Raw genomic sequence first — 21,323 nt, 5'->3', positions numbered from 1 at the left:
GTATCAATCAAGGCGCAACACGGAGCGCTTGATAAACCTTATTCCGCCAACATCGCCGTCAGTTTCTCCCGCGCCGGCCCTGCCAGCTTCGGGTTGTCCAGCGCGAAGCGGATCGTCGCCTCCACCAGCCCCAGGTGCGTGCCGCAGTCGAAGCGGGTGCCCTCGAAGCGGTAGGCATCGACCTCTTCGGTCTTCAGCAGCTGCGCGATCGCATCGGTCAGCTGGATCTCGCCACCGGCACCACTGCCGGTCTGTTCCAGCAACTCGAAAATCTTCGGGCTCAGCACATAACGGCCAACCACCGCCAGGTCGCTCGGTGCGTCCTCCGGCTTCGGCTTCTCCACGATCTGCGAAATGCGACCCTTGCGGCCGTCGAACGCATCAGTGGCAACGATGCCGTAGCTGGCAGTCTTGTCGTGCGGCACGTCTTCAACGGCGATCACGCTGGCACCACTGGCCTCGTTGAGATCGGCCATCTGCTTCAGTGCGCCGTCGCCGCGGTTCCAGATCAGGTCGTCCGGCAGCAGCACCGCGAACGGCTCGTCACCGATCACGGCCTTGGCGCACAGCACCGCATGGCCCAGGCCCAGTGCTTCGGCCTGGGTCACGAAGATCGCGCGCACGCCATTTGGCAGCACATGGCGGATCATCTCCAGCTGCTCCTGCTTGCCGGCGCGCTCGAGCTTCTGCTCCAGTTCGTAGGCCTTGTCGAAGTAGTCGGCCACGGCATGCTTGTAGCGGTTGGTGATGAACACCAGCGTGTCGCAACCGGCTTCAATCGCTTCATCGACCGCGTACTGGATCAGCGGACGATCAATGATCGGCAACATTTCCTTCGGAACCGTCTTGGTTGCCGGCAAAAAGCGCGTCCCGAGCCCTGCCACTGGAAAAACTGCCTTGCGAATTCGCTTGCTCATTGGTGCCTGTTGGCCTCACGTGCCGGAAAGGGCACGACTTTAGCGGATGAAATGTAAGCATCCTGTTCGATGGGAGAGAACTCCGGCATCGTCGCGAACAGGATCTCCTGGATGCTGGTCGTGTCGTAACCAGCCACGGCATCGCGCAGGCGCGGGACATTGCCCAGCACCAGGTCACGCGAGAACGTACGTACACCGGCCTCGAGAATCTTCGGGTGCGCGGTGGAACGGTAGTCCTCGTCCGAATAGAACAGCGTCTCGTGCAGCTTCTCGCCCGGACGCAGCCCGGTGTAGATGATCGGAATGTCCTTGGACGGCTGCTTGCCGGCCAGGCGGATCATCTGCTCGGCCAGCACGCGGATCGGCACCGGCTCGCCCATGTCGAGCGTATAGATCGCACCATGCGATGCCGAAGCGGCCGCCTGCAGGATCAGCTGGCAGGCCTCCGGGATGGTCATGAAGTAGCGACTGACTTCCGGGTCGGTGACGGTCACCGGACCGCCACGCAGGATCTGTTCGCGGAACAGCGGCACGACGCTGCCGGCCGAGGCCAGCACGTTGCCGAAGCGCACCGTAACGAAACGGGTATGCGTGGACTTCTGGTCCAGGCTCTGGCAGATCATCTCCGCATAGCGCTTGCTGGCGCCCAGTGCATTGACCGGGTCGACCGCCTTGTCGGTGGAGATGAACACGAAATGCTCAACGCGCGCTTCCAGACAGGCGCGGGCCACGTTCTCGGTGGCCAGGATGTTGTTGCGCACCGCTTCGCGCAGCTGCCGCTCCAGCACCGGCACGTGCTTGTAGGCAGCCGCATGGAAGGCGGTGTCGACCGGATGCAGCGACAGGGCGTGGCGGATCACCGCCGGGTCACCGCAGTCGCCCAGCACCGCTTCGATCTCGACATCGGGGAAGCTTCGCCGCAGCTCGCCTTCGATGGTCAGCAGCAGCAGTTCGCTGATCTCGAGCAGGATGATGCGGCCGGCACCATGCCGTGCGCACTGGCGGCAAAGCTCGGAGCCGATCGAACCGCCGGCACCGGTGACCATCACCGTACGCCCGCCCAGCCAGCCACGGATCAGGTTCCAGTCCGGCATGATCGGCTTGCGGCCCAGCAGATCCTCGATCGCCACTTCCTTCAGCTGCCCCGGCAGCGACTGGCCCTGCAGGATGTCGCTGAGCTTGGGCACGGTGCGGAACGGCACGCCGGTGCTTTCGCAGATGGCGACGATCCGCTGCATGCCCGCCGCGTCCAGTGACGGAATGGCGATCACCAGCAGCTTGGCCGCCGTCTCCCGGACCACTGTCGGCGCATCGTCCAGGGTGCCGAGGATCGGCAGGCCCTGCAGCTTGGCGCCGCGCAGGTGTGGCGCATCGTCCAGCAGGCCGACCGGCTCGAAATTACCGGAACGGCGCAGGTCACGGACCAGGGTCTCGGCGGCCTGGCCGGCACCCAGGATCAGCACGCGGCGCGCGGACGAGTCCGACTGCAGTGCCTGATAGTCCTTCCAGGCCCGGTACAGCAGGCGCGGCGCGCCCAGCAGCGCCGACAGCGCGAACGGATAGATCACCAGCACCGACATCGGCACGCCGTCGAAGCGCTTCCACATCAGCACCAGCACGATGGCGACCATGCCGATGAAGCTGGCCTTGAAGATGTTCAGCAGGTCGCTGACGCTGGCGAACCGCCACAGGCCCCGATAGAGGCCCACGCGCCAGAACACCATGCCCTGCAGCAGCAGCACCAGCGTGGTGTCAACGTTCCAGAGAGGGAGCTCGGGGGCGTTGGCCAGGATCGAATACCGCCCCGCGTGGAGCAGCTGCCAGCATGCCCAGACCATGAACAGGTCGTGGCAGACGATGGCCGAACGCGGCATCAGGCCGAGGATTCTGTCCCGCCAGGGTGAAGCCATAAGTCAGGTATTTCCTTTTGGGTGGCGCAATCCATTGCGCAGGAGGAGCCAGAGGACGCTCAGCGCAATGAACCACGCGATCGCCACGGCAGCCTCCCACCTCGGCTGCAAATTGGAGCAGACATTAAGCACTGTAATACTGAACAGGCCCAAAGCAAAGTACATCCCTGTTACCTGGGCGTGACTGGCTCCTGCCTGCACCGCGCGCTGGTAGACGTGCTGGGTATGGGGTTCCATCCAGCGTTGTCCGGAAATGATGCGCGCCAGCAGTGTGAAGCCCGCGTCCACAAGGAACGGCGATGCCGACACCAGCAGCAGGATCCAGTGGATGTCGGTCTTGACGCTGGCCAGTGCCAGCACTGCCGCCACCGCGTAGCCCAGCGCGCCACTTCCGACATCGCCCATGAAGATCCGGGCCCGCGGGAAGTTGAACGGCAGGAAGCCCAGGCAGGCCAGGCCCAACGCGACCGCCGCCAGCGAGTACGGCCAGGGCAGCAGCGGCGCCAGCCCCAGCGCGACCACAATGGCCTGGCTGGCCGCGATGCCGTTGATCCCATCCATGAAATTCCAGATGTTGATCAGCGAGGCGGTGAACAGCAGGACCAGTACGGCCAGCAGCCAGCTGCCACCGTGGACCTTGACCAGCGCGGCCAGCAGCGCGGCGGCGATGAAGTGCACCATCAGGCGGCGCATGGCCGGCAGCGGCCGGTGGTCGTCCCACCAGCCGATACCCGCCACCAGCGCCAGGCCAAGGCTGGCGACCAGCAGGCTCGGACGCGCTTCGGGCCAGGCCCACATGGCAACACCGGCGGTCACCAGCAGGCTGATGACAATGGCGATGCCGCCGCCGCGGGGGGTCGCCACGCTATGGCTGCGGCGCTCGCCCGGCTGGTCAAACAGTTGCCGCCGCAGCGCGTAGCCCCGCGCCGCCCAGGTCAGTGCCGCACTCAGCAGGGCCAGGCCCAGCAGCGCGCCCATCACGAGCCACGGCATGGATCAGAGCACCGCGTAGTTCAGCAGCGGCTTGACCGTACCCCACTCCTTGCAGCTCGGGCACTGCCAGTGGTGGGTGCGCGCACCGAAACCACAACGGGTGCATCGATAGGCCGGATTGCGCACCAGCAACTGGTCGGTGATGTGCTTGAGGTCGTGCAGGGTCGCCGTGGAATCGGCGCCTTCAGCCAGGGTCAGGTCGATCAGCGCGGACTCGCCACGCACCGACGGGCGATCCTTGAGCTGGCGGCCCAGGTAGGCACGGGCCGGGGCCACGCCCTCCTGCTCTTCCATCAGGCGGGTCAGCGCCAGCACCGGGGCGATGCCGCGGTAGTGCTCGGTCATCTCCGACAGGAACGCGCGTGCGCCTGCCAGATCGCCGACCTTGCGGTAGTTCTGCATCAGCGCCGGCAGCAGCTCCGGCAGGTATTCGGGGTCGTTGCGCGCGGCACGCTCGAAGGCGCGCACGGCCGCTTCCGGATTGCCGGCATCGGTTTCCAGGCGTCCTTCAATGATGCCGGCACGTACCGACATCGCATCGGCCTGGTAGGCCCGGGCAATCGCTGCCCTCGCCTCTTCCAGCTTGCCAGCACCGCGGAAGCGTTCGGCCAGTTCGCACTCGAACTGCCCGATCAGCTTGCCCATCGGCTCGCCGGTGACGTCCTCGAAACGGGTCGCGTTGTCGATCGCCTTTTCCCAGTCGCGCTCGGCCTGGTAGATACCGATCAGGTGCTTGAGTGCCTGCGGAGCACGCTGATCCAGCTGGGCCAGTTCGGTGAACACGGTCTCGGCGCGGTCCAGCAGGCCGGACTTCATGTAGTCCTCGCCCAGTGCCAGCAGCGCCTGCACGCGTTGCGCATCGCTGAGGTCGTGGCGGTTGACCAGGCCCTGGTGCAGGCGGATGGCGCGGTCGACTTCGCCGCGGCGGCGGAACAGGTGGCCCAGCGCGACCTGGGTCTCGAAGGTTTCCTTGTCCAGCTCGGCGATGTGCAGGAACAGCTCGATGGCCTTGTCCGGCTGCTCGTTGAGCAGGTAATTCAGGCCGCGGAAGTAGGTGCTGGACAGGCGGCTGACCTGGCTGTCACCGTGGCGTTGACCACCACGCCGTCCGATCACCCACCCGGCCAGTGCGGCCAGCGGAACGAACAGGAAGAACCAGAACCACTCGGTGACGAAATCCATCTTCGATCAGCGTCCATCAAAAGATTGGGGGGAAGCAACCGGTGCCGGCGTGGCGACAGCGGACTTGTTGGCGCGGCGCAACTGGCTGTAGAGCGGAATGACCACGCTCACCAGCACCAGGCCGGCACCGACGATGACACCCACCAGCAGCGCGGCGATCAGGGCCACGCCCACCGAGGTATGCAGTTGGGTAAACAGCAGGTTGATCGACATCGCGGTCATGTTGACCGCACCGATGATCAATCCAAGGATCAGAACCGCCAGCAGGACCAGCAGACGAAAAACCTTCATGCGACAGCTCCAGTGGCAGGAGTCCGTAGCTTATCCGACTCGCGGCTGGATTCGCACGCGGTGGCGCGACGGGAGGCTCAGGCCGGATCGGCGTCCAGCGGCAGCACACTGCTGACCCGCTCACGCAGTTCCTTGCCCGGCTTGAAATGAGGGACGTGCTTGCCCGGCAGGGCAACCGATTCGCCGGTCTTCGGGTTGCGACCCAGGCGCGGCGGACGATAGTGCAGCGAGAAGCTGCCAAAACCACGGATTTCGATGCGATCCCCGGCGGACAGCGATCCGCCCATCATTTCCAGCAACGACTTCACCGCCAGATCGACATCATCGGCCTTCAGGTGCGCCTGGCGGCGCGCAAGGATTTCGATCAGTTCGGATTTGGTCATTACCGGCTCACATCAGGGGTATCTCAGCCTGAAACGGCCCGGGCAATGCCCGGGCCGTCCAGGAAACAACGAACAGCGTAAGGCCGATTACTCGGACTTGTTGCCGTTCAGCTGTGCACGCAGCAGCGCGCCCAGCTGGGTGGTGCCGCTGGAAGCCGAAGAGGACTGGTATTCCTCCAGCACTTCGCGCATTTCAGCGTCGTCCTTGGCCTTGATCGACAGCTGCAGGGTACGGCCCTTGCGGTCCATGCCCACGAACTTGGCTTCGACCTTGTCGCCGACCTTCAGGTGCTGGGTGGCGTCGTCAACGCGCTCGTTGGCGATGTCGCGTGCCGAGACGTAACCTTCGATGCCGTCAGCCAGCTCGATGATCGCGCCCTTGGCGTCGACTTCCTTCACCACGCCTTCGACCTTGGAGCCCTTCGGATTGGCAGCCATGTACTGGCCGAACGGATCCTGCTCCAGCTGCTTCACGCCCAGGGAGATGCGCTCGCGCTCCGGATCGACAGCCAGGACGACGGCGTCCAGGGTATCGCCCTTCTTGAAGTTGCGAACGACGTCTTCGCCGGTGGTGTTCCAGCTGATGTCGGACAGGTGAACCAGGCCGTCGATGCCGCCGTCCAGGCCGATGAAGATGCCGAAGTCGGTGATCGACTTGATCTGGCCCGACACCTTGTCACCCTTCTTGTGGGTGGCAGCGAAGGTTTCCCACGGATTGGCGGCAACCTGCTTCATGCCCAGCGAGATACGGCGACGCTCTTCATCGACGTCCAGCACCATCACTTCGACTTCATCACCAACCTGGACAACCTTGGACGGGTTGACGTTCTTGTTGGTCCAATCCATCTCGGAGACGTGCACCAGGCCTTCGACGCCCGGCTCGATCTCAACGAACGCACCGTAATCGGTGACGTTGGAGACCTTGCCGAAGACGCGGCTGTTGGCCGGGTAACGACGGCCGATGTTGTCCCACGGATCCTCGCCCAGCTGCTTCAGGCCCAGCGAAACGCGGTTGCGCTCGCGGTCGAACTTCAGCACGCGGACGTCCAGCTCGTCGCCGACGTTCACGACTTCCGACGGGTGACGCACGCGCTTCCACGCCATGTCGGTGATGTGCAGCAGGCCGTCGATACCGCCCAGGTCCACGAACGCGCCGTAATCGGTCAGGTTCTTGACGACACCCTTCAGGATCGCGCCTTCCTGCAGCTTGTCCATCAGCTGCTCGCGCTCTTCCGAGTGCTCGCTTTCGACGACAGCGCGGCGCGAGACCACGACGTTGTTACGCTTGCGGTCCAGCTTGATGAGCTTGAACTCGAGTTCCTTGCCTTCCAGGTAGGCCGGATCGCGCACCGGGCGCACATCGACCAGGGAACCCGGCAGGAAGGCGCGGACATCCTTGATGTCCACGGTGAAACCACCCTTGACCTTGCCGCTGATGCGACCGGTGATGGTTTCGTTCTTTTCCAACGCTTCTTCCAGCTCGTCCCACACCATCGCGCGCTTGGCCTTCTCGCGCGACAGGACGGTTTCGCCGAAGCCGTTCTCGATCGAGTCGAGGGCGACCTTGACGATGTCGCCTTCGGCGACGTCGATTTCGCCAGCGTCGTTACGGAACTGTTCGATCGGCACGATGCCTTCGGACTTCAGGCCAGCGTTGATCACCACGACGTCGCCGCGGACTTCAACAACGGTACCGCTGACGATGGCGCCCGGCTTCAGCTTGGCCAGATTGGCCTGGCTGGCTTCAAACAGTTCGGCAAATGATTCGGTCATTAGATTTACTCTGTTGGACACATGGGTCGGTGGCGTCCCCTTCAGGGGAATGGCGACCGCCCGCCTGTTGGTCGACCCCGGAAACGCAGGTCGTGTGTAGTAGGAAAACCGCCACGCATCATTGCGCGACGGAGCTGGTACAGCACTGCTATGCGCGACCACCACCGATGCTGCTGGCAGTGCTCCCGCGCGAACGGATCAGGCAGCCGGAACCGGAAGCAGATCCATCACTCTGGCAACGACATCTGCGATGCCGATGCCTGTGGTGTCGATGAGGACAGCATCGTCTGCCGGCTTCAGGGGCGCCACGGTACGCTGAGCATCACGGGCGTCGCGGGCCATGATCTCGCGCAGGAGGTCATCAAAGTTAACAGAAACCCCCTTGTCTTTCAACTGCTTATGCCGGCGCTCGGCGCGCTCCTCGGCACTGGCGGTCAGGAAGACCTTGTAGGAGGCGTCCGGGAAGATCACCGTGCCCATGTCACGGCCGTCGGCGACCAGGCCCGGCAGCTCCCTGAATGCGCGCTGGCGCTCCTTCAGGGCGGCACGGACCTCCGGGATGGCCGCAATGGCCGAGGCCAGTGCGCCCGTGGTCTCCAGGCGCAGCTCGTCGGTGGCATCGGTCCCGTTCACCATGACCCGCATGGCTTCACCCTGCTCGACAAACTGAACGTGGGTATCAAAGGTGCAGCGGACCAGCGCCGAGGCATCGGAGGTATCGATGTCGGCCCAGCTCGCGGCCACGCCCACCGCCCGGTACAGCGCGCCCGAATCCAGGTAATGCCAGCCCATCCGGCGCGCGATGATGCGGCTGATGGTACCCTTGCCAGCCCCTGAAGGGCCGTCGATGGTCAGGACGGGAGCGAGTGGATTCATGGGGTTCCCAGAGCGTGTGAAGGGGTCATTCTAGCCCCTGTCAGACGCCCCCAATGGGATCTTTTGTGCAACCACTTGAAACCACGAGGAAAAGCCCGGTAGAATGGCGGGCTTGAACGAGCGTCAACTGCCGATTGTCTTTCGCATATCGCGGCCACGCTCCACCCGAACAACTACTGTTTACGCCGAGGTATGCCATGAAAGTCCTGTCCTCCCTGAAGTCGGCGAAGGCCCGTCACCGTGACTGCAAGGTCGTGCGTCGTCGTGGCAAGATCTTCGTCATCTGCAAGTCGAACCCGCGTTTCAAGGCGCGTCAGCGCTAAGCCCAACAGCCTTCGCGGCTGCGGCTGGCCCTACGCGGGGCCGACCCGATGCAAAAAGCCGCCTTCGGGCGGTTTTTTGTTTATGCGGCTTTTTCCTGCCGTTTTTGCTGTAATCGCCTTTCTTGACCACTGGGGAGTAGATCGAGATGAAGCGTTACCTGTCCGCCCTGGCCGTGATGGCCACCCTGGCCGCCACCACGCCGGCGCTGGCCGATACCCTGCTTGTCGACCGTGCCCGCGAGAAGCCGGCCGGTGCCCTGCCCGTGCGCGGCCAGAGCATGCAGCAGGTACAGGCGCAGTTCGGCGCGCCGAGCGAGCAGCTGCAGCCGCGTGGCGGGCAGAAGCGGCAATGGCCGACCATCAACCGCTGGGTGTACCCGCAGTTCACCGTCTACTTCGAGAAGCAGAAGGTGATCGACGTGGTGGCCAACCAGGCGGACCCGAACGAAATCGGCCCGAAACCGCCGATCCGTTGATCCCTTTACCCGCCCTGGGCGGGCCTGTGTAGCGAGACCATGAACCAGACCCTTCGTTTTCCTGCCGAGTGGGAAGCCCAGAGCGGCGTCCTGATTGCCTGGCCCACCGCCGACACCGACTGGGCCGACCGCCTGGGCCAGGTGGAAGAGACCTACATCGCGCTGGTCGCGGCCATCACCCGCTTCCAGCCGGTGCTGATCTGCGTGGCCGACGACGATGTGGAGACCTATGCCGAGATGCGGCTGCGCTCCAACCGCATCGACATGGACAAGGTCCACTTCACCACGGCGGCCTACGACGATACCTGGTTGCGCGACTCCGGCCCGATCACCCTGCGCCGTGCCGACGGCGGCTTCCAGCTGCTGGATTTCCGCTTCACCGGCTGGGGCGGCAAGTTCGACGCCACCCTGGATGACCAGCTGGTGGGCGTGCTCGACCAGGCCGGCGTGTTCAACGACGCACCGGTGCGCAGCATTCCGTTCGCGCTGGAAGGCGGCGGCATCGAAACCGATGGCGAAGGCACCCTGCTGACCACCTGGAAGTGCCTGCACGAGCGCCACCCGGACCGCGACCGCGCCAGCCTGAGCGCCGACCTGGCCGACTGGCTGCAGCAGGACCGCGTGCTGTGGCTGGACCACGGCTACCTGGAAGGCGACGACACCGATGCGCACATCGATACCCTCGCCCGCTTCGCCTCGGCTGACAGCATCGTCTACCAGGCCTGCGACGACGAGAGCGACTCGCACTACGCCGAACTGCAGGCGATGGGCAATGAGCTGGCCGCGCTGCGCACCAAGGACGGCCAGCCGTATCGCCTGTTCCCGCTGCCGTGGGCACAGCCGGTGATCGACGAAGGCCGCCGCCTGGCTGCGTCGTACGCCAACTACCTGATCGTCAATGGTGCGGTGCTGATGCCGGCCTATGGCGATCCGGCCGACGACCTGGCCCGCGATGTACTGGCGCAGGCGCACCCGGGCCGCGAGATCGTGCAGGTGCCCTGCCGCTCGCTGATCTGGCAGAACGGCAGCCTGCACTGCATCACCATGCAGCTGCCGGCCGGGTTGTTGAAGGCCTGAGGATGGGTAGTGCCGGCCGCTGGCCGGCAACCATGCAATGCCTGATGGATTGACGGGGTTGCCGGCCAGCGGCCGGCACTACCAGCACCCATTCAGCGCGCGACACGCCGTCGCCGCCCATCCGCGCTAACATGCAGGTTTTCCCCCGCAGGAACGCCCCGCATGAACTCGCGCAGCCCCCTTACCGTCGCCCTGATCCAGGAGCGCAACCACGGTGATGCCGCCGCCAACCTGGCGGTGATCGAAGCACGCGTGGCCGAGGCGGCTGCGCAGGGTGCCAAGCTGGTGCTGCTGCAGGAACTGCATAACGGCCCGTACTTCTGCCAGCACGAATCGGTGGACGAGTTCGACCTGGCCGAGCCGATCCCCGGCCCGAGCACCGAGCGCCTCGGCGCGCTGGCGAAGAAGCATGGCGTGGTGCTGGTCGGCTCGCTGTTCGAGCGCCGTGCTGCCGGCCTGTACCACAACACCGCGGTGGTGTTCGAGAAGGACGGTACGCTGCTCGGCAAGTACCGCAAGATGCATATCCCGGACGATCCGGGCTTCTACGAGAAGTTCTACTTCACCCCGGGCGACATCGGTTTCAAGCCGATCGATACCTCGGTGGGTCGCCTCGGCGTGCTGGTGTGCTGGGACCAGTGGTACCCGGAAGCGGCACGCCTGATGGCGCTGGCCGGCGCCGAGCTGCTGCTGTACCCGACCGCGATCGGCTGGGACCCGGACGACGTGCAGGACGAGAAGACCCGCCAGCGCGACGCCTGGGTGCTGAGCCACCGCGGCCACGCCGTGGCCAACGGCCTGCCGGTGCTGAGCTGCAACCGCGTCGGTCACGAAGCCTCGCCGCTGGGTGCTTCGGGCATCCAGTTCTGGGGCAACAGCCACGTGCTCGGCCCGCAGGGCGAATTCCTGGCCGAAGCCGGCACTAACGCCACCGTGCTGCTGTGCGATGTCGACCTGCAGCGCAGCGAGCACGTGCGCCGCATCTGGCCGTTCCTGCGCGATCGCCGCATCGACGCGTACGGTGACCTGCTCAAGCGCTACATCGACTGAGCCGGAGCCCGCGCATGGCCGTCCTCATCCGTGATGCCGGCCCGGCCGACATCGCCGCGATCACCGCGATCTACGCGGTGGAAGTGACCGACTTCGTCAACACCTACGAGTACGACATCCCCGACGCGACCGAGATGCTGCGCCGTATGCGCGACATCATCGATCGCGGCTTCCCCTACCTGGTCGCCGAGATCGACGGCCAGGTGGCCGGCTATGCCTACGCCAACACCTACCGCACCCGCGTTGCCTACCAGTGGACCGTGGAGAACTCGGTCTACGTCGATGCCGCGTTCCAGGGCCAGGGCGTGGGCACCGGCCTGCTGCAGGCCTTGATCGATGCCTGCGTGGCGCGTGGTTACCGGCAGATGGTGGCCGTGATCGGCGAACCGACCAACGCCGCGTCGATCAAGCTGCACGAACGCTTCGGCTTCGAGCTGGTCGGCGTGTTCCGTGGCCTTGGCCGCAAGCACGGCCGCTGGCTGGATACCGTGCAGATGCAGCGCGCGCTCGGCGATGGCGCCGACACCGCACCTTCCAATGAATGAACCCATGACCGAAACCCTTCCCGAAACCGGCGACGACCTGTTCGCCGGCCAGCCGGTGCGCGTCGTTGAACGCGACGGCGTGCGTTATACCCTGCTGGGCACTGCCCACGTCTCCCGCGCCAGCGTCGAGGCGGTGGAAAAAGCCATCGACAGCGGCCGCTTCGATGCCGTTGCCGTTGAACTGGACCCACAGCGCCTGCAGGCCCTGAGCGACCCGGACACCCTGGCCAAGCTCGACCTGGTCGAGGTGATCCGCAAGGGCCGCGTCGCCCTGTTCGCCGCCAACCTGGCCCTGTCCGCCTACCAGCGCCGCCTGGCCGAACAGCTCGACATCGAGCCGGGCGCCGAACTGAAGCGCGCGGTGGAACTGGCGCGCGAGCGCAACCTGCCGGTACACCTGATCGACCGTGAAGTCGGCCTGACCTTCCGCCGTGCCTCGCAACGGCTGGGCTTCTTCGGCAAGCTGAAGCTGGTCGCCGGGCTTGGCGCAGGTCTGTTCTCATCCGAGGAAGTGGGCGAAAACGAGATCGAGAAGCTCAAGCAGGGCGACATGCTGGAGTCGAGCTTCGGCGAGTTCGCCAGCGAGAGCCCGGCGCTGTACGAGACCATCATCGGCGAGCGTGACCGCTACATGGCCACGCGCCTGCGCGAAGAACACGATCCGCAGCAGCGTGAGGTGCTGGCAGTGGTCGGTGCCGGTCACCTTGCCGGGCTGGCCCGCTACCTGGAAACCGACACCGAAGCACCGGCACCGCTGCGCGCCGAGCTGGAAGCGGTGCCGAAGAAGCGCAACATTCCGTGGTTCACGCTGGGCATCCTGGCCATCGTAGCGACCGGCATCGGCGTAGGTTTCTACCGCGGTGGTCTGGGCGTGGGCACCGAACTGCTGGCAACCTGGGCGATGTATACCGGCGGCCTCGCCGGCCTGGGCTGCCTGCTGGCCGGCGGCCATCCGCTGAGCATCCTCACCGCGATCGCGGTGGCGCCGTTCAAGCCGTTCCGCCTGAGCATCCCGACCGGCGCATTCTCGGCCCTGGTGGAAGCGCGCCTGCGCAAGCCGGCGTATGAGGACTTCCTGAAGCTGCGCGACGATGCGCAGAGCCTGAAGGGCTGGTATCGCAACCGCGTCACCCGCGTGGTGCTGACCTTCATGCTGACCAACATCGGCAGCATGCTGGGCCTGTGGCTGACCACGTTCAAGGTGTGGGGCAAGGTCGCCGGTTGATTGCAACGCCCCGCCGGGCATGGCCCGGCGCTACCGGCCGCACGGCGTCTGCGCGCGCGACCGGCAGGTGCCAACCTTGGTTGGCACGCTTTACGCCGACCGTAAAGATCGGCCGAGCATGCTCTGCGCAGAACATCAAAAAAAGGGGGAGGCCGCCCCACTACGACCGGCCTCCCCCACACCACAACACGTTGGCGCGCATTACGGTCGAGCAAGCTCGACCACTACACCGGGGTACCCGGCACGATCTCCAGACCGCGGGCGCGGCGGATCAGTCGCGTGACCGCACTGCGCAGGTCATCCAGCACTGCATAGATCGTCGGCAGGAACAGCAGGCTGACCACGGTCGAGAACGCCAGGCCGCCGGCAATCGCGCGCGCCATCGGCGCGTACTCCGGGCCGTTGCCGAACATCTGCGTACTGGTCAGCGAGATCGGCACCATCGCCAGGATCGCCGTGCCCATGGTCATCATGATTGGCCGCAATCGCTCGCGTGAGCCCTCCACCAGCGCCTGGGTGCGTCCCATGCCGCCGCGCCGCAGGTTGTTGATGTGCTCGATCATCACGATGCCGTTGTTCACCACCACACCCATCAGCACCAGGATGCCGATGAAGGACATGATCCCGAACGAGGTGCCGGTGATCCAGAACAGCCAGAACACACCGAAGATCGAGAACAGCACGCCACTCATGATCGCCGCCGGGAACAGCAGCGACTCGAACACCGCCGCCATCACCACGTAGATCATCACCAGCGCGATCAGCAGGTTGAACACCATCTGCTGCATCGCTTCGTCGTCGTTGCCGTAGTCACCGCCATCGAAGGTGAAGCCATAGCCGGCCGGGAAGTTCATCGGCTTGAGCACCGACTCCATCGCCTTGCGGCCATCCGGCGCGGTGACCTTCTCGGCCAGGTTGGCCTTGATGGTCAGCGTGGTCTGGCGGTTGGTGCGTCCGATCTGGGTGGCTGACGAACCAACGTCGACGGTGACCAGGCTCAGCAGTGGCACGCTGCGGCCATCGCCGGTGCGCACGCTGAAACCGGCCAGGTCTTCCGGGCTGCTCTGCTCGGCACCGGCGAAGCGCACCCATACCGGCACTTCGTTGTCGCCGCGGCGGAACTCGCGCATCGGTGCACCGCGCAGCGCCAGGCCGACGAAGCTGGCTACCTGTTCGGCATTGAAGCCGAACGCCGCCGCACGCTCGCGGTCGACGCGCACCTTCAGTTCACCACCCTTTTCGCCGTTGTCGATGCGCACATCGCGCAGCTCGGCGCGCTGGGCCAGCAGCGGCACCACTTCCTGGCCGATCTCCTGCAGCATCGAACTGGAGTCGCCGACCAGCTGCACCTGCACGCCCTGGTTGCCGCCACCGCCGCCATCACCGCCCTGGTTGCCAACGAAGTAGTCGGTGCGGGCCGACTTCGGCAGGCCCTTGCGCAGCTCTTCCTGCAGCGCCTTGATGTCCTTGGCGTACTTCTCGTCCAGGGTGACCACGGTGGAGCTGCCTTCCTGCTCGCTGTACCAGGAATACACCTGCTTGACGTGCAGGCGCTCGCGGTTGGCGTCGATCCAGTTCTCCACACGCGCCACTTCCTCGGACATCTGCCGGTAGGTGTAGGCGCCCTTCCACATGTAGCCGATGAAGATGTCCTTGCCACCGTCACCGCCAAACATGTCGACCTTGGTCAGCTTCATCGGCACCAGGCTGACCAGCACCACCAGCACGATGCCGAGCAGGCTCCAGCCACGATGGCGCAGCGACCAGTCCAGCAGTGTCGCGTAGCGCCGCTGCAGGCGCGCGATCACGCCGGTCTGCGAGTGCACCAGCTTCGGCGTGGCCATGCGCGCGGACAGCATCGGGATCAGGCTGACCGCGACCAGCCACGAGGCCAGCAGCGAGACCGAGATGGTGATCGCGATCTGCGCCATGAAGATGCTGATGTTGTTGGTCTCGCCGAACAGGTTCGGCACGAACACGATGCAGTGGCACAGCGTACCGGCACTGAGCGCGATGGCCACGTTGCGGGTGCCGATGATCGAGGCCAGGCGCGGCTGCCCCGGCATGCGCTCGCGCTCCTGGTAGATGCTCTCCACCACCACCACGGCGTTGTCGACCAGCATGCCCACCGCCAGCAGCAGGCCCATCATGGTCAGGATGTTCAGCGTCACCCCGACGAAGTACATGAAGCCCAGGGTGATGGTGAAGCAGATCGGAATGGCCAGGGTCACCATCAGCGTGGACGGCCAATGGCGCAGGAAGAAGAACAGCACCGTGATCGACAGGATCAGGCCGACCGCACCGGCCTCGGCCAGTTCCAGCAGCGAGGAGGTCACCGCCTTGCCCTGGTTGTCGATCACCTTGATCTGCACGTCGCGCATCGACGCTTCGGCACGGATGGATTCAACCTCGGCCAGTGCCGCGCGCGACACCTCCACCAGATTGGCACTGCGCTCCTTGAAGATATCCAGGCCAACCGCCGGGTTGCCGTCCAGGCGGCGGCCGTAGTTCATCCGCGCCGGCTTCAGGCGCACATCGGCGATATCGCCCAGGCGCAGGCCCTTGGCGTTGATCACCAGATCGCGCATTTCCTGCAGGTCGGTGATCTCACCCACCGGCTGCACGCGCACGCGCTGGCCGTTGTCGTCGATCTGCCCGGCCGAGATCGAGAAATTCAGCGTGCGCAGGCGCTCGCTCAGTTCATTGATGCTCAGGCCGTGCGCGTTGAGGCGGTTCGGATCAATGGCGATCTCCACCTCGTTCGGCGGCGCACCGGTGATGTCGACACGGGCCACGCCGGGGATGCGCTCGATGCGCCGCTTGAACTCGCGGTCGAGCATGTCGTACGCGGTGGTCAGGTCGGTGGTGCTGGCCAGGCGCACCTTCAGCACCGGCTGGTCGCTGCTGGACCACTTGAACACGTTGTAGCGCTGCAGGTCGTCGGGCAGGTCGCTGCGGATCGCGTCGATGCGCTCGCGTGCATCGGAGGCGGCGATGGCGATGTCGCGGTCCCAGTCGCTGAACTCGATGAAGATCAGCGCCGCTTCGGAGGTGGCCGACGAGCGCATGCGCTTGATGCCGGTCATCGTCGCCAGCGACTCCTCGACCGGACGGATGATGGTCCGTTCCACTTCCTCCGGGGTGGAGCCGGTGTACGGAATCTGCACGAACAGGAACGGCGCGGAGATGTCCGGCAGCGCTTCCAGCGGCAACCGGAACGAAGCGATCAGGCCGATCACCACCAGCGACACGAAACACATGATGGTGGTGACCGGGCGGCGGATGGAGAACTCGGCCACACTCATGCCGGTTCCTCCGTACCCGCCGCACTGCTCACTACACCCGGCTCGATTTCACCGGCATGCTTGCGGCCACGTTCGCGGTAATACGCATCGCCACGACGGTCCATCAGGTCGTACACCACCGGGATCACCAGCAGGGTCAGCAGGGTCGACACCAGCAGGCCGCCGATCACGGTGATCGCCATTGGCGCGCGCACTTCAGCGCCCTCACCCATCGCCACCGCCAACGGCAGGAAGCCGAACAGCGTGCACAGCGTGGTCATGATGATCGGCCGCAGGCGCGAGCGCGCACCTTCCACCAGCGCCTCCTGCTTGGCCACGCCAGCCTCGCGCAGCTGGTTGACCTTGTCGATCAGGATGATCGCGTTCTTGGTGACCAGGCCGACCAGAAGGATCAGGCCGATGAACACCACCACCGAGATGGGCTTGCCGGTCAGCATCAGCGCCAGGATCGCACCGACCAGCGCCAGCGGGATGGTGAACAGGATCACGAACGGGTGCAGCAGCGATTCGAACTGCGAAGCCATCACCAGGTAGACCAGGAAGATCGCCAAGCCGAAGGCGAAGATCAACGACTTCGCCGCCTGCGCCAGCTCCTCACCCTGGCCACCGATGTGTAGGCCGACGCCCGCACCCAGCGGCTGCTCGGCGACCATCTGCTGCACCTCGCGCATGGCCGCGCCGAGGTCGATGTCGCGCAGGTTGGCCGACACCACCGCAACCCGGGTCTGGTCGGCGCGGTGGATTTCGCTGGGGCCAGTGGTGGCGACCACTTCGGCCACCGCGTCCAGCGTGACCGGACGGGTGCTGCCCGGGTTGACGATCAGCCGGCGGATGCTCTCCACGCTGGCGCGGTCGCCCTCCTGCGCACGCACCAGCACGTCGATCTTGCGGTCACGGAAGCTGTAGCGGGTGGCGACATCACCGCGGACCTTCTTCACCACCACATCGGCGATCTGGCGCGTGGTCAGGCCCAGTGCACCGGCACGCTCCTGGTCGAAGCGGATCTGGATTTCCGGGAAGCCTTCTTCCACCGTCGACTTCACGTCGGCGTAGTGCGCGTTGCCGCGCAGCATCGCCGCCAGGCGCTGGCCGGCCACTTCCAGCGTGGCCATGTCCTGCCCGCGCAGCTCGATTTCCAGCGGCGTGGAGAAGCTGAACAACGCCGGCCGCGCGAAGTCGACCTGTGCCCCCGGATGCTGGCCCATGGTGTCACGCAGGCGCTCGGTGATCTCGGCCTCGGTGCGTGCATTGCCACCGCCTTCCATCACCACGGTCAGCTTGCCGATGTTCTCGCCGCTCTCGGTGGGGCTGGCATCCAGGCGGGTGCCGCTGCCGCTGACACCGTACAGCGACGCCACGCCCTCGCCCTTGCCGTGCGCCAGCTGCAGCTCGCGTACCAGTGCATCAGTCTGCTTCAGCGGCGTGCCGGCCGGCAGCTTCACCGTCATCTCGAAACAGTCCTGCGCCAGCTGCGGGATCAGGTCGGCACCGAGCATCGGCACCAGCGCCATGGTCGCCACGAAGATGATCGAGGCGACACCCAGCACCTTGCCCGGATGCGCCAGTGCGCTCGGCAGCAGGCGCAGGTAACCGCGCTCGGCACCGGCATAGGGCTTCATCGCCAGATCGCTGGCCTTGCGCATCACCGGGCCCACCACCGCCACCACGCCACGCCACGCCCGCACCACCAGCCAGGCCAGCGCGTAGAAGCTCCAGCGCGCGGTCGCCACGGCACCACGACGGCCCAGTGCCACCGGCTTCTGCCAGCGGTTCTGCGGTTGCCACGGTTCGTTCGGCGCTTCTTCCGGGAACGCCAGCGGCGGCCGTCCCTTCAGCGAGCTCAGCATCGGGATCAGGGTCATCGACACCAGCAGCGAGATCGCGATGGCGATCGCCACGGTCAACGCCTGGTCGCGGAACAGCTGGCCAGCGATGCCATCGACGAACACCAGCGGCAAGAACACCGCGATGGTGGTCAGGGTGGAGGCGACCACCGCCATGCTCACTTCGCGGGTACCGACGATGGCGGCCTGCAGAATGCCCAGGCCACGCTCGCGGGCCTTGGCGATGCTCTCCAGCACCACGATCGAGTCATCCACCACCAGGCCGGTGGCCAGTGCCAGACCGCCCAGCGACATCACGTTCAAGCTCAGGCCGAGCTGGCCCATGAAGAAGAACGTGGCGATGATCGAGACCGGCAGCGACAGGCTGATCACGAACGTGCTCCAGCCATCACGCAGGAACAGGAAGATGATCAGGATCGCCAGCAGGCCACCGATCACCGCATCCTTCTTGACGTCGGCGATGGCGTGCTCGATGAAGCGCGACTGGTCCTCGATGGTGGTCATCTCGACGTCGGACGGGAACGTGCCCTTGATCTGCTCCAGGCGCTTGCGCAGCGCTTCGGCGGTGGACACGGTATTGGCGTCGCCTTCTTTGTAGATCGCCAGTTCGACCGATTCCTTGCCGCCCAGGCGGATCACCGCTTCGCGCTCCTTGTAGCCCTGGCGCACGGTGGCCACGTCCTTCAGGCGCACCGGCACACCGTTGGCGACCACACTGGAACCACCGCCGGACGATGCGCTCTGCGCCGCCGATGCCGCCGCGATGGCTGCCGCCGAACCGGTCGACGCGGCGATGTTGAACATCTGCTGCAACGCCGAGTCGGCCGCGCTGCCGTTCGACGCCTGGGTGGTGACCAGCAGGTTGCGGATCTCCTCCAGATCGGCGAACTGGTTGACGGTACGCACCAGGAAGCGCTGCGAACCCTCCTCCAGGCGGCCGCCGGAGATGTTGATGTTCTCGTCCTTCAGGCGCTTGATGACGGTGTCGATCGGCAGGTTCAGCTGGGCCAGCTTCTGCTGGTCGATGTCGACCTGGATCTCGTCCTCGAGGCCGCCACCGACCTTGACCGCCGCCACGCCGCTGACCGGCTCCAGCTTCTTCTTCAGGTCTTCATCGGCATAGCGGCGCAGGCCGGTCAGCTCACGGACCGCATCGGCATCGCTGGTCGGCGCCACCTTGTTCGACAGCACCAGGCGCATGATCGGTTCGGTGGACGGATTGAAGCGCAGCAGCACCGGCGCTTTGGCCTCCAGTGGCAGGTTCAGCGCTTCCATCTTGTCGCGCACCTCCAGGCTGGCCTGGTCCATGTTGGTGCCCCAGGCGAACTCCAGCACTACATCGCTCTGGCCGGTGCGCGAGACCGACTTCAGCTTGCGCAGGTTCTTGACCACGCCGACCGCTTCTTCGACCGGCTGGGTGATCAGGGTTTCGATTTCGGTCGGCGCCGAACCGGTGTACTCGGTGCGCACGGTCAGCGTCGGGTAGCTCAGGTCGGGCAGCAGGTTGACCTTGAGGTTGCCCAGCGCGATCAGGCCAAACAGCAACAGGGTGACCGTGCACATGGCGATGGTCACGCGGCGGCGGGTGGCGAATTCCACCAGGCCGCCGCGCATGCTAGCGGCGGCGCCGTCGCTCGCCGGCGAGGCACCGTGGTCGTGGCCCGGGGCGGTCATTGCGTGCTCCCGGCCTTGTCTGCCGGCTTGGCGGCCGCTGCGACCGTCTTCGCCTTTGCCTTCGGATCAGCGATCACCTGCACTGCGGTGCCGTCGCGCAGGGCGACCTTGCCGGCGGTGACCACCTGATCACCGGCCGCCAGGCCATCACGGATCTCCACCCACGGGCCCTCGGCGTAACCCAGCTTGACCGGAACGCGTGCGACCTTGCCTTCGCGCACCCGGAACACCGCCGGCTCACCATCGTCGAGCAGCGCCAGGCGCGGCACCACCAGCGCATCGGCACGCTGGTCGTAATCGATGCGGATGCGACCGAACATGCCGGGCTGCAGCGCGTGCGCGGCGCCGTCGAAGGCGCTGACCACGCGAAACGTGCCACTGCCCGAATCCACCACCGGCGCGATGCGATCGACCGTACCGGTGAAGCTCTGGCCCGGCAGCGCGTCGGCGGCCAGCGTCACCGGCTGGCCAGCGCGCAGGGTGGCCAGCTCGCGCTCGGGCACGTTGAGGGTGGCTTCCAGCCGCGAGTTGTCGACGATGCGGAAGATCGGCGTGTTGATCTGCACGAAGTTGCCGGTCTTGATCGAGCGCGACGCGATCACGCCGGAGATCGGCGCCACCACCGTGGTGTAGGACAGTTCCAGCGTGGCCAGGCGGTACTGCGCGCGTACGTTTTCCAGGTCGTAACGCAGCTGGTCGACGTCGGCGGCGCTGACCATCTGCTGGCCCACCAGTTTCTGCGCGCGCTGGTAGTTGTTTTCCAGCTTGCGCATCTGCGCTTCGCTCTGTGCCACGGCCAGCCGCGCGCGGTCCGGGTCCAGCCGCACCAGCGGCTGGCCGGCGGTCACCCGCTGGCCTTCCTCGACCAGCACCGCCAGCGCCACGCCGGAGGTCTTGGCGACCACCTGCGACTCGGCACGCGGCTCCAGCGCAGCGGTGCCGGTGTAGCTGGCCGCGACGGCACGGTGGCTGGCCACGGCCACTTCGACCGGGACCGCGTCGACCTTCTTCTCCTCCTTGGTCTCGGCGGCCTTGGCTTCGGAATTGGGCCCTGCGGCGCAACCGCCCAGCAGCAGGGAGGTGGAGATCAGCAGTGCGGCAGCGCAGATTCCGCTGCGACGGCCGGACAGGAAGGTTGGGTGCGACATCGTCAGATCCCTGGAGGATGCGTGGACAGGTGTGGTAGCAAAGTAATGCACCACTTCACGGCAACACCATATCCCAAAGGTCATGGTGTCTTCGTGCCACTGGTCGGCCCGCCCCCCATTTCAGCTAGATGAAACCTGGGGCTATACTCGGGGCGTTCCGTACCCCACGCCGGAACGACCAGACCCGAATCCCCGGAAACGACACCATGCGCCCGCAGCCGCTCGCCGCTTGTCTCGCTCTGGCCGTCCTCCTGCCCCTTGGGGCCGCCGCACAGCCCGCTCCTGCTCCTGCCACACCTGCCCCGGCCCCGGCTCCCGCCGCTGCCCCGGC

At 65.8% G+C, this 21,323-nt stretch carries 17 protein-coding genes; 6 read left to right on the top strand and 11 right to left on the bottom strand.

Going from position 1 to position 21,323, the window contains the following annotated elements:
- Positions 1-38: 38 nt before the first annotated feature.
- The 8 genes from galU to cmk all read right to left on the bottom strand — a co-directional run bounded on the left by galU (position 39) and on the right by cmk (position 8,325).
- A complete protein-coding gene (gene galU, locus QRO95_RS20625) occupies positions 39-917 on the bottom strand; it encodes a UTP--glucose-1-phosphate uridylyltransferase GalU (protein WP_019336276.1) in 879 nt (292 codons plus the stop codon).
- Entirely contained in the window at positions 914-2,827 is a 1,914-nt protein-coding gene (locus QRO95_RS20620) for a nucleoside-diphosphate sugar epimerase/dehydratase (RefSeq protein ID WP_285303393.1), read from the bottom strand. The genes galU and QRO95_RS20620 overlap by 4 nt, the downstream gene beginning before the upstream one ends.
- A gap of 3 nt (positions 2,828-2,830) precedes the next feature.
- The gene (locus QRO95_RS20615) at positions 2,831-3,820 is read right to left on the bottom strand and encodes a glycosyltransferase family 4 protein (protein WP_049399455.1); all 990 of its coding nucleotides are present in this window, start codon (positions 3,818-3,820) and stop codon (positions 2,831-2,833) included.
- A 3-nt stretch (positions 3,821-3,823) separates the two neighbouring features.
- The gene (gene lapB, locus QRO95_RS20610; RefSeq protein ID WP_005416232.1) at positions 3,824-5,002 is read right to left on the bottom strand and encodes a lipopolysaccharide assembly protein LapB; all 1,179 of its coding nucleotides are present in this window, start codon (positions 5,000-5,002) and stop codon (positions 3,824-3,826) included.
- A gap of 6 nt (positions 5,003-5,008) precedes the next feature.
- Entirely contained in the window at positions 5,009-5,293 is a 285-nt protein-coding gene (locus tag QRO95_RS20605) for a LapA family protein (RefSeq protein ID WP_010484569.1), read from the bottom strand.
- 77 nt (positions 5,294-5,370) lie between these two features.
- Positions 5,371-5,676: an integration host factor subunit beta gene (locus tag QRO95_RS20600; RefSeq protein WP_005409286.1), complete on the bottom strand. Its 306-nt coding sequence runs from the start codon at positions 5,674-5,676 to the stop codon at positions 5,371-5,373.
- An 87-nt stretch (positions 5,677-5,763) separates the two neighbouring features.
- A complete protein-coding gene (rpsA, locus tag QRO95_RS20595) occupies positions 5,764-7,449 on the bottom strand; it encodes a 30S ribosomal protein S1 (RefSeq protein ID WP_005416230.1) in 1,686 nt (561 codons plus the stop codon).
- Positions 7,450-7,647: 198 nt separating this feature from the next.
- Positions 7,648-8,325, bottom strand: a complete 678-nt coding sequence (gene cmk, locus QRO95_RS20590) for a (d)CMP kinase (protein ID WP_032130077.1) — start codon at positions 8,323-8,325, stop codon at positions 7,648-7,650.
- Between the two features lie 197 nt (positions 8,326-8,522).
- Between cmk and ykgO the strand changes: the two genes are divergently transcribed.
- From ykgO to QRO95_RS20560, 6 genes are all read left to right on the top strand, one after another.
- Positions 8,523-8,648 (top strand): type B 50S ribosomal protein L36, encoded by a 126-nt coding sequence (gene ykgO, locus QRO95_RS20585; protein WP_005409283.1) that lies wholly within the window; start codon positions 8,523-8,525, stop codon positions 8,646-8,648.
- Positions 8,649-8,794: 146 nt separating this feature from the next.
- Positions 8,795-9,124: a hypothetical protein gene (locus QRO95_RS20580; RefSeq protein WP_404830375.1), complete on the top strand. Its 330-nt coding sequence runs from the start codon at positions 8,795-8,797 to the stop codon at positions 9,122-9,124.
- 39 nt (positions 9,125-9,163) lie between these two features.
- A complete protein-coding gene (locus tag QRO95_RS20575; protein WP_032130076.1) occupies positions 9,164-10,201 on the top strand; it encodes an agmatine/peptidylarginine deiminase in 1,038 nt (345 codons plus the stop codon).
- 162 nt (positions 10,202-10,363) lie between these two features.
- Entirely contained in the window at positions 10,364-11,251 is an 888-nt protein-coding gene (locus QRO95_RS20570; protein WP_285303392.1) for a carbon-nitrogen hydrolase, read from the top strand.
- A gap of 14 nt (positions 11,252-11,265) precedes the next feature.
- Entirely contained in the window at positions 11,266-11,796 is a 531-nt protein-coding gene (locus QRO95_RS20565) for a GNAT family N-acetyltransferase (RefSeq protein ID WP_107432020.1), read from the top strand.
- 4 nt (positions 11,797-11,800) lie between these two features.
- Positions 11,801-13,021 (top strand): TraB/GumN family protein, encoded by a 1,221-nt coding sequence (locus tag QRO95_RS20560; protein WP_107432021.1) that lies wholly within the window; start codon positions 11,801-11,803, stop codon positions 13,019-13,021.
- Positions 13,022-13,245: 224 nt separating this feature from the next.
- Here QRO95_RS20560 and QRO95_RS20555 read toward each other — a convergent pair whose 3' ends face one another.
- The 3 genes from QRO95_RS20555 to QRO95_RS20545 are packed head-to-tail and all read right to left on the bottom strand — an operon-like array spanning position 13,246 to position 20,992.
- Positions 13,246-16,326, bottom strand: coding sequence for an efflux RND transporter permease subunit (locus tag QRO95_RS20555; protein WP_049423679.1), 3,081 nt, complete (start codon positions 16,324-16,326; stop codon positions 13,246-13,248).
- Entirely contained in the window at positions 16,323-19,844 is a 3,522-nt protein-coding gene (locus QRO95_RS20550) for an efflux RND transporter permease subunit (protein ID WP_404830374.1), read from the bottom strand. The genes QRO95_RS20555 and QRO95_RS20550 overlap by 4 nt, the downstream gene beginning before the upstream one ends.
- Positions 19,841-20,992 (bottom strand): efflux RND transporter periplasmic adaptor subunit, encoded by a 1,152-nt coding sequence (locus QRO95_RS20545; RefSeq protein ID WP_182267641.1) that lies wholly within the window; start codon positions 20,990-20,992, stop codon positions 19,841-19,843. The genes QRO95_RS20550 and QRO95_RS20545 overlap by 4 nt, the downstream gene beginning before the upstream one ends.
- Between the last annotated feature and the right edge of the window lie 331 nt (positions 20,993-21,323).

The organism is Stenotrophomonas maltophilia group sp. Smal13 (assembly GCF_030236855.1).
Taxonomy (GTDB): Bacteria; Pseudomonadota; Gammaproteobacteria; order Xanthomonadales; family Xanthomonadaceae; genus Stenotrophomonas; species Stenotrophomonas maltophilia_A.
The sequence above is the reverse complement of the archived record's forward strand: the minus strand, read 5'-3'. Positions and strand labels throughout refer to the sequence as shown.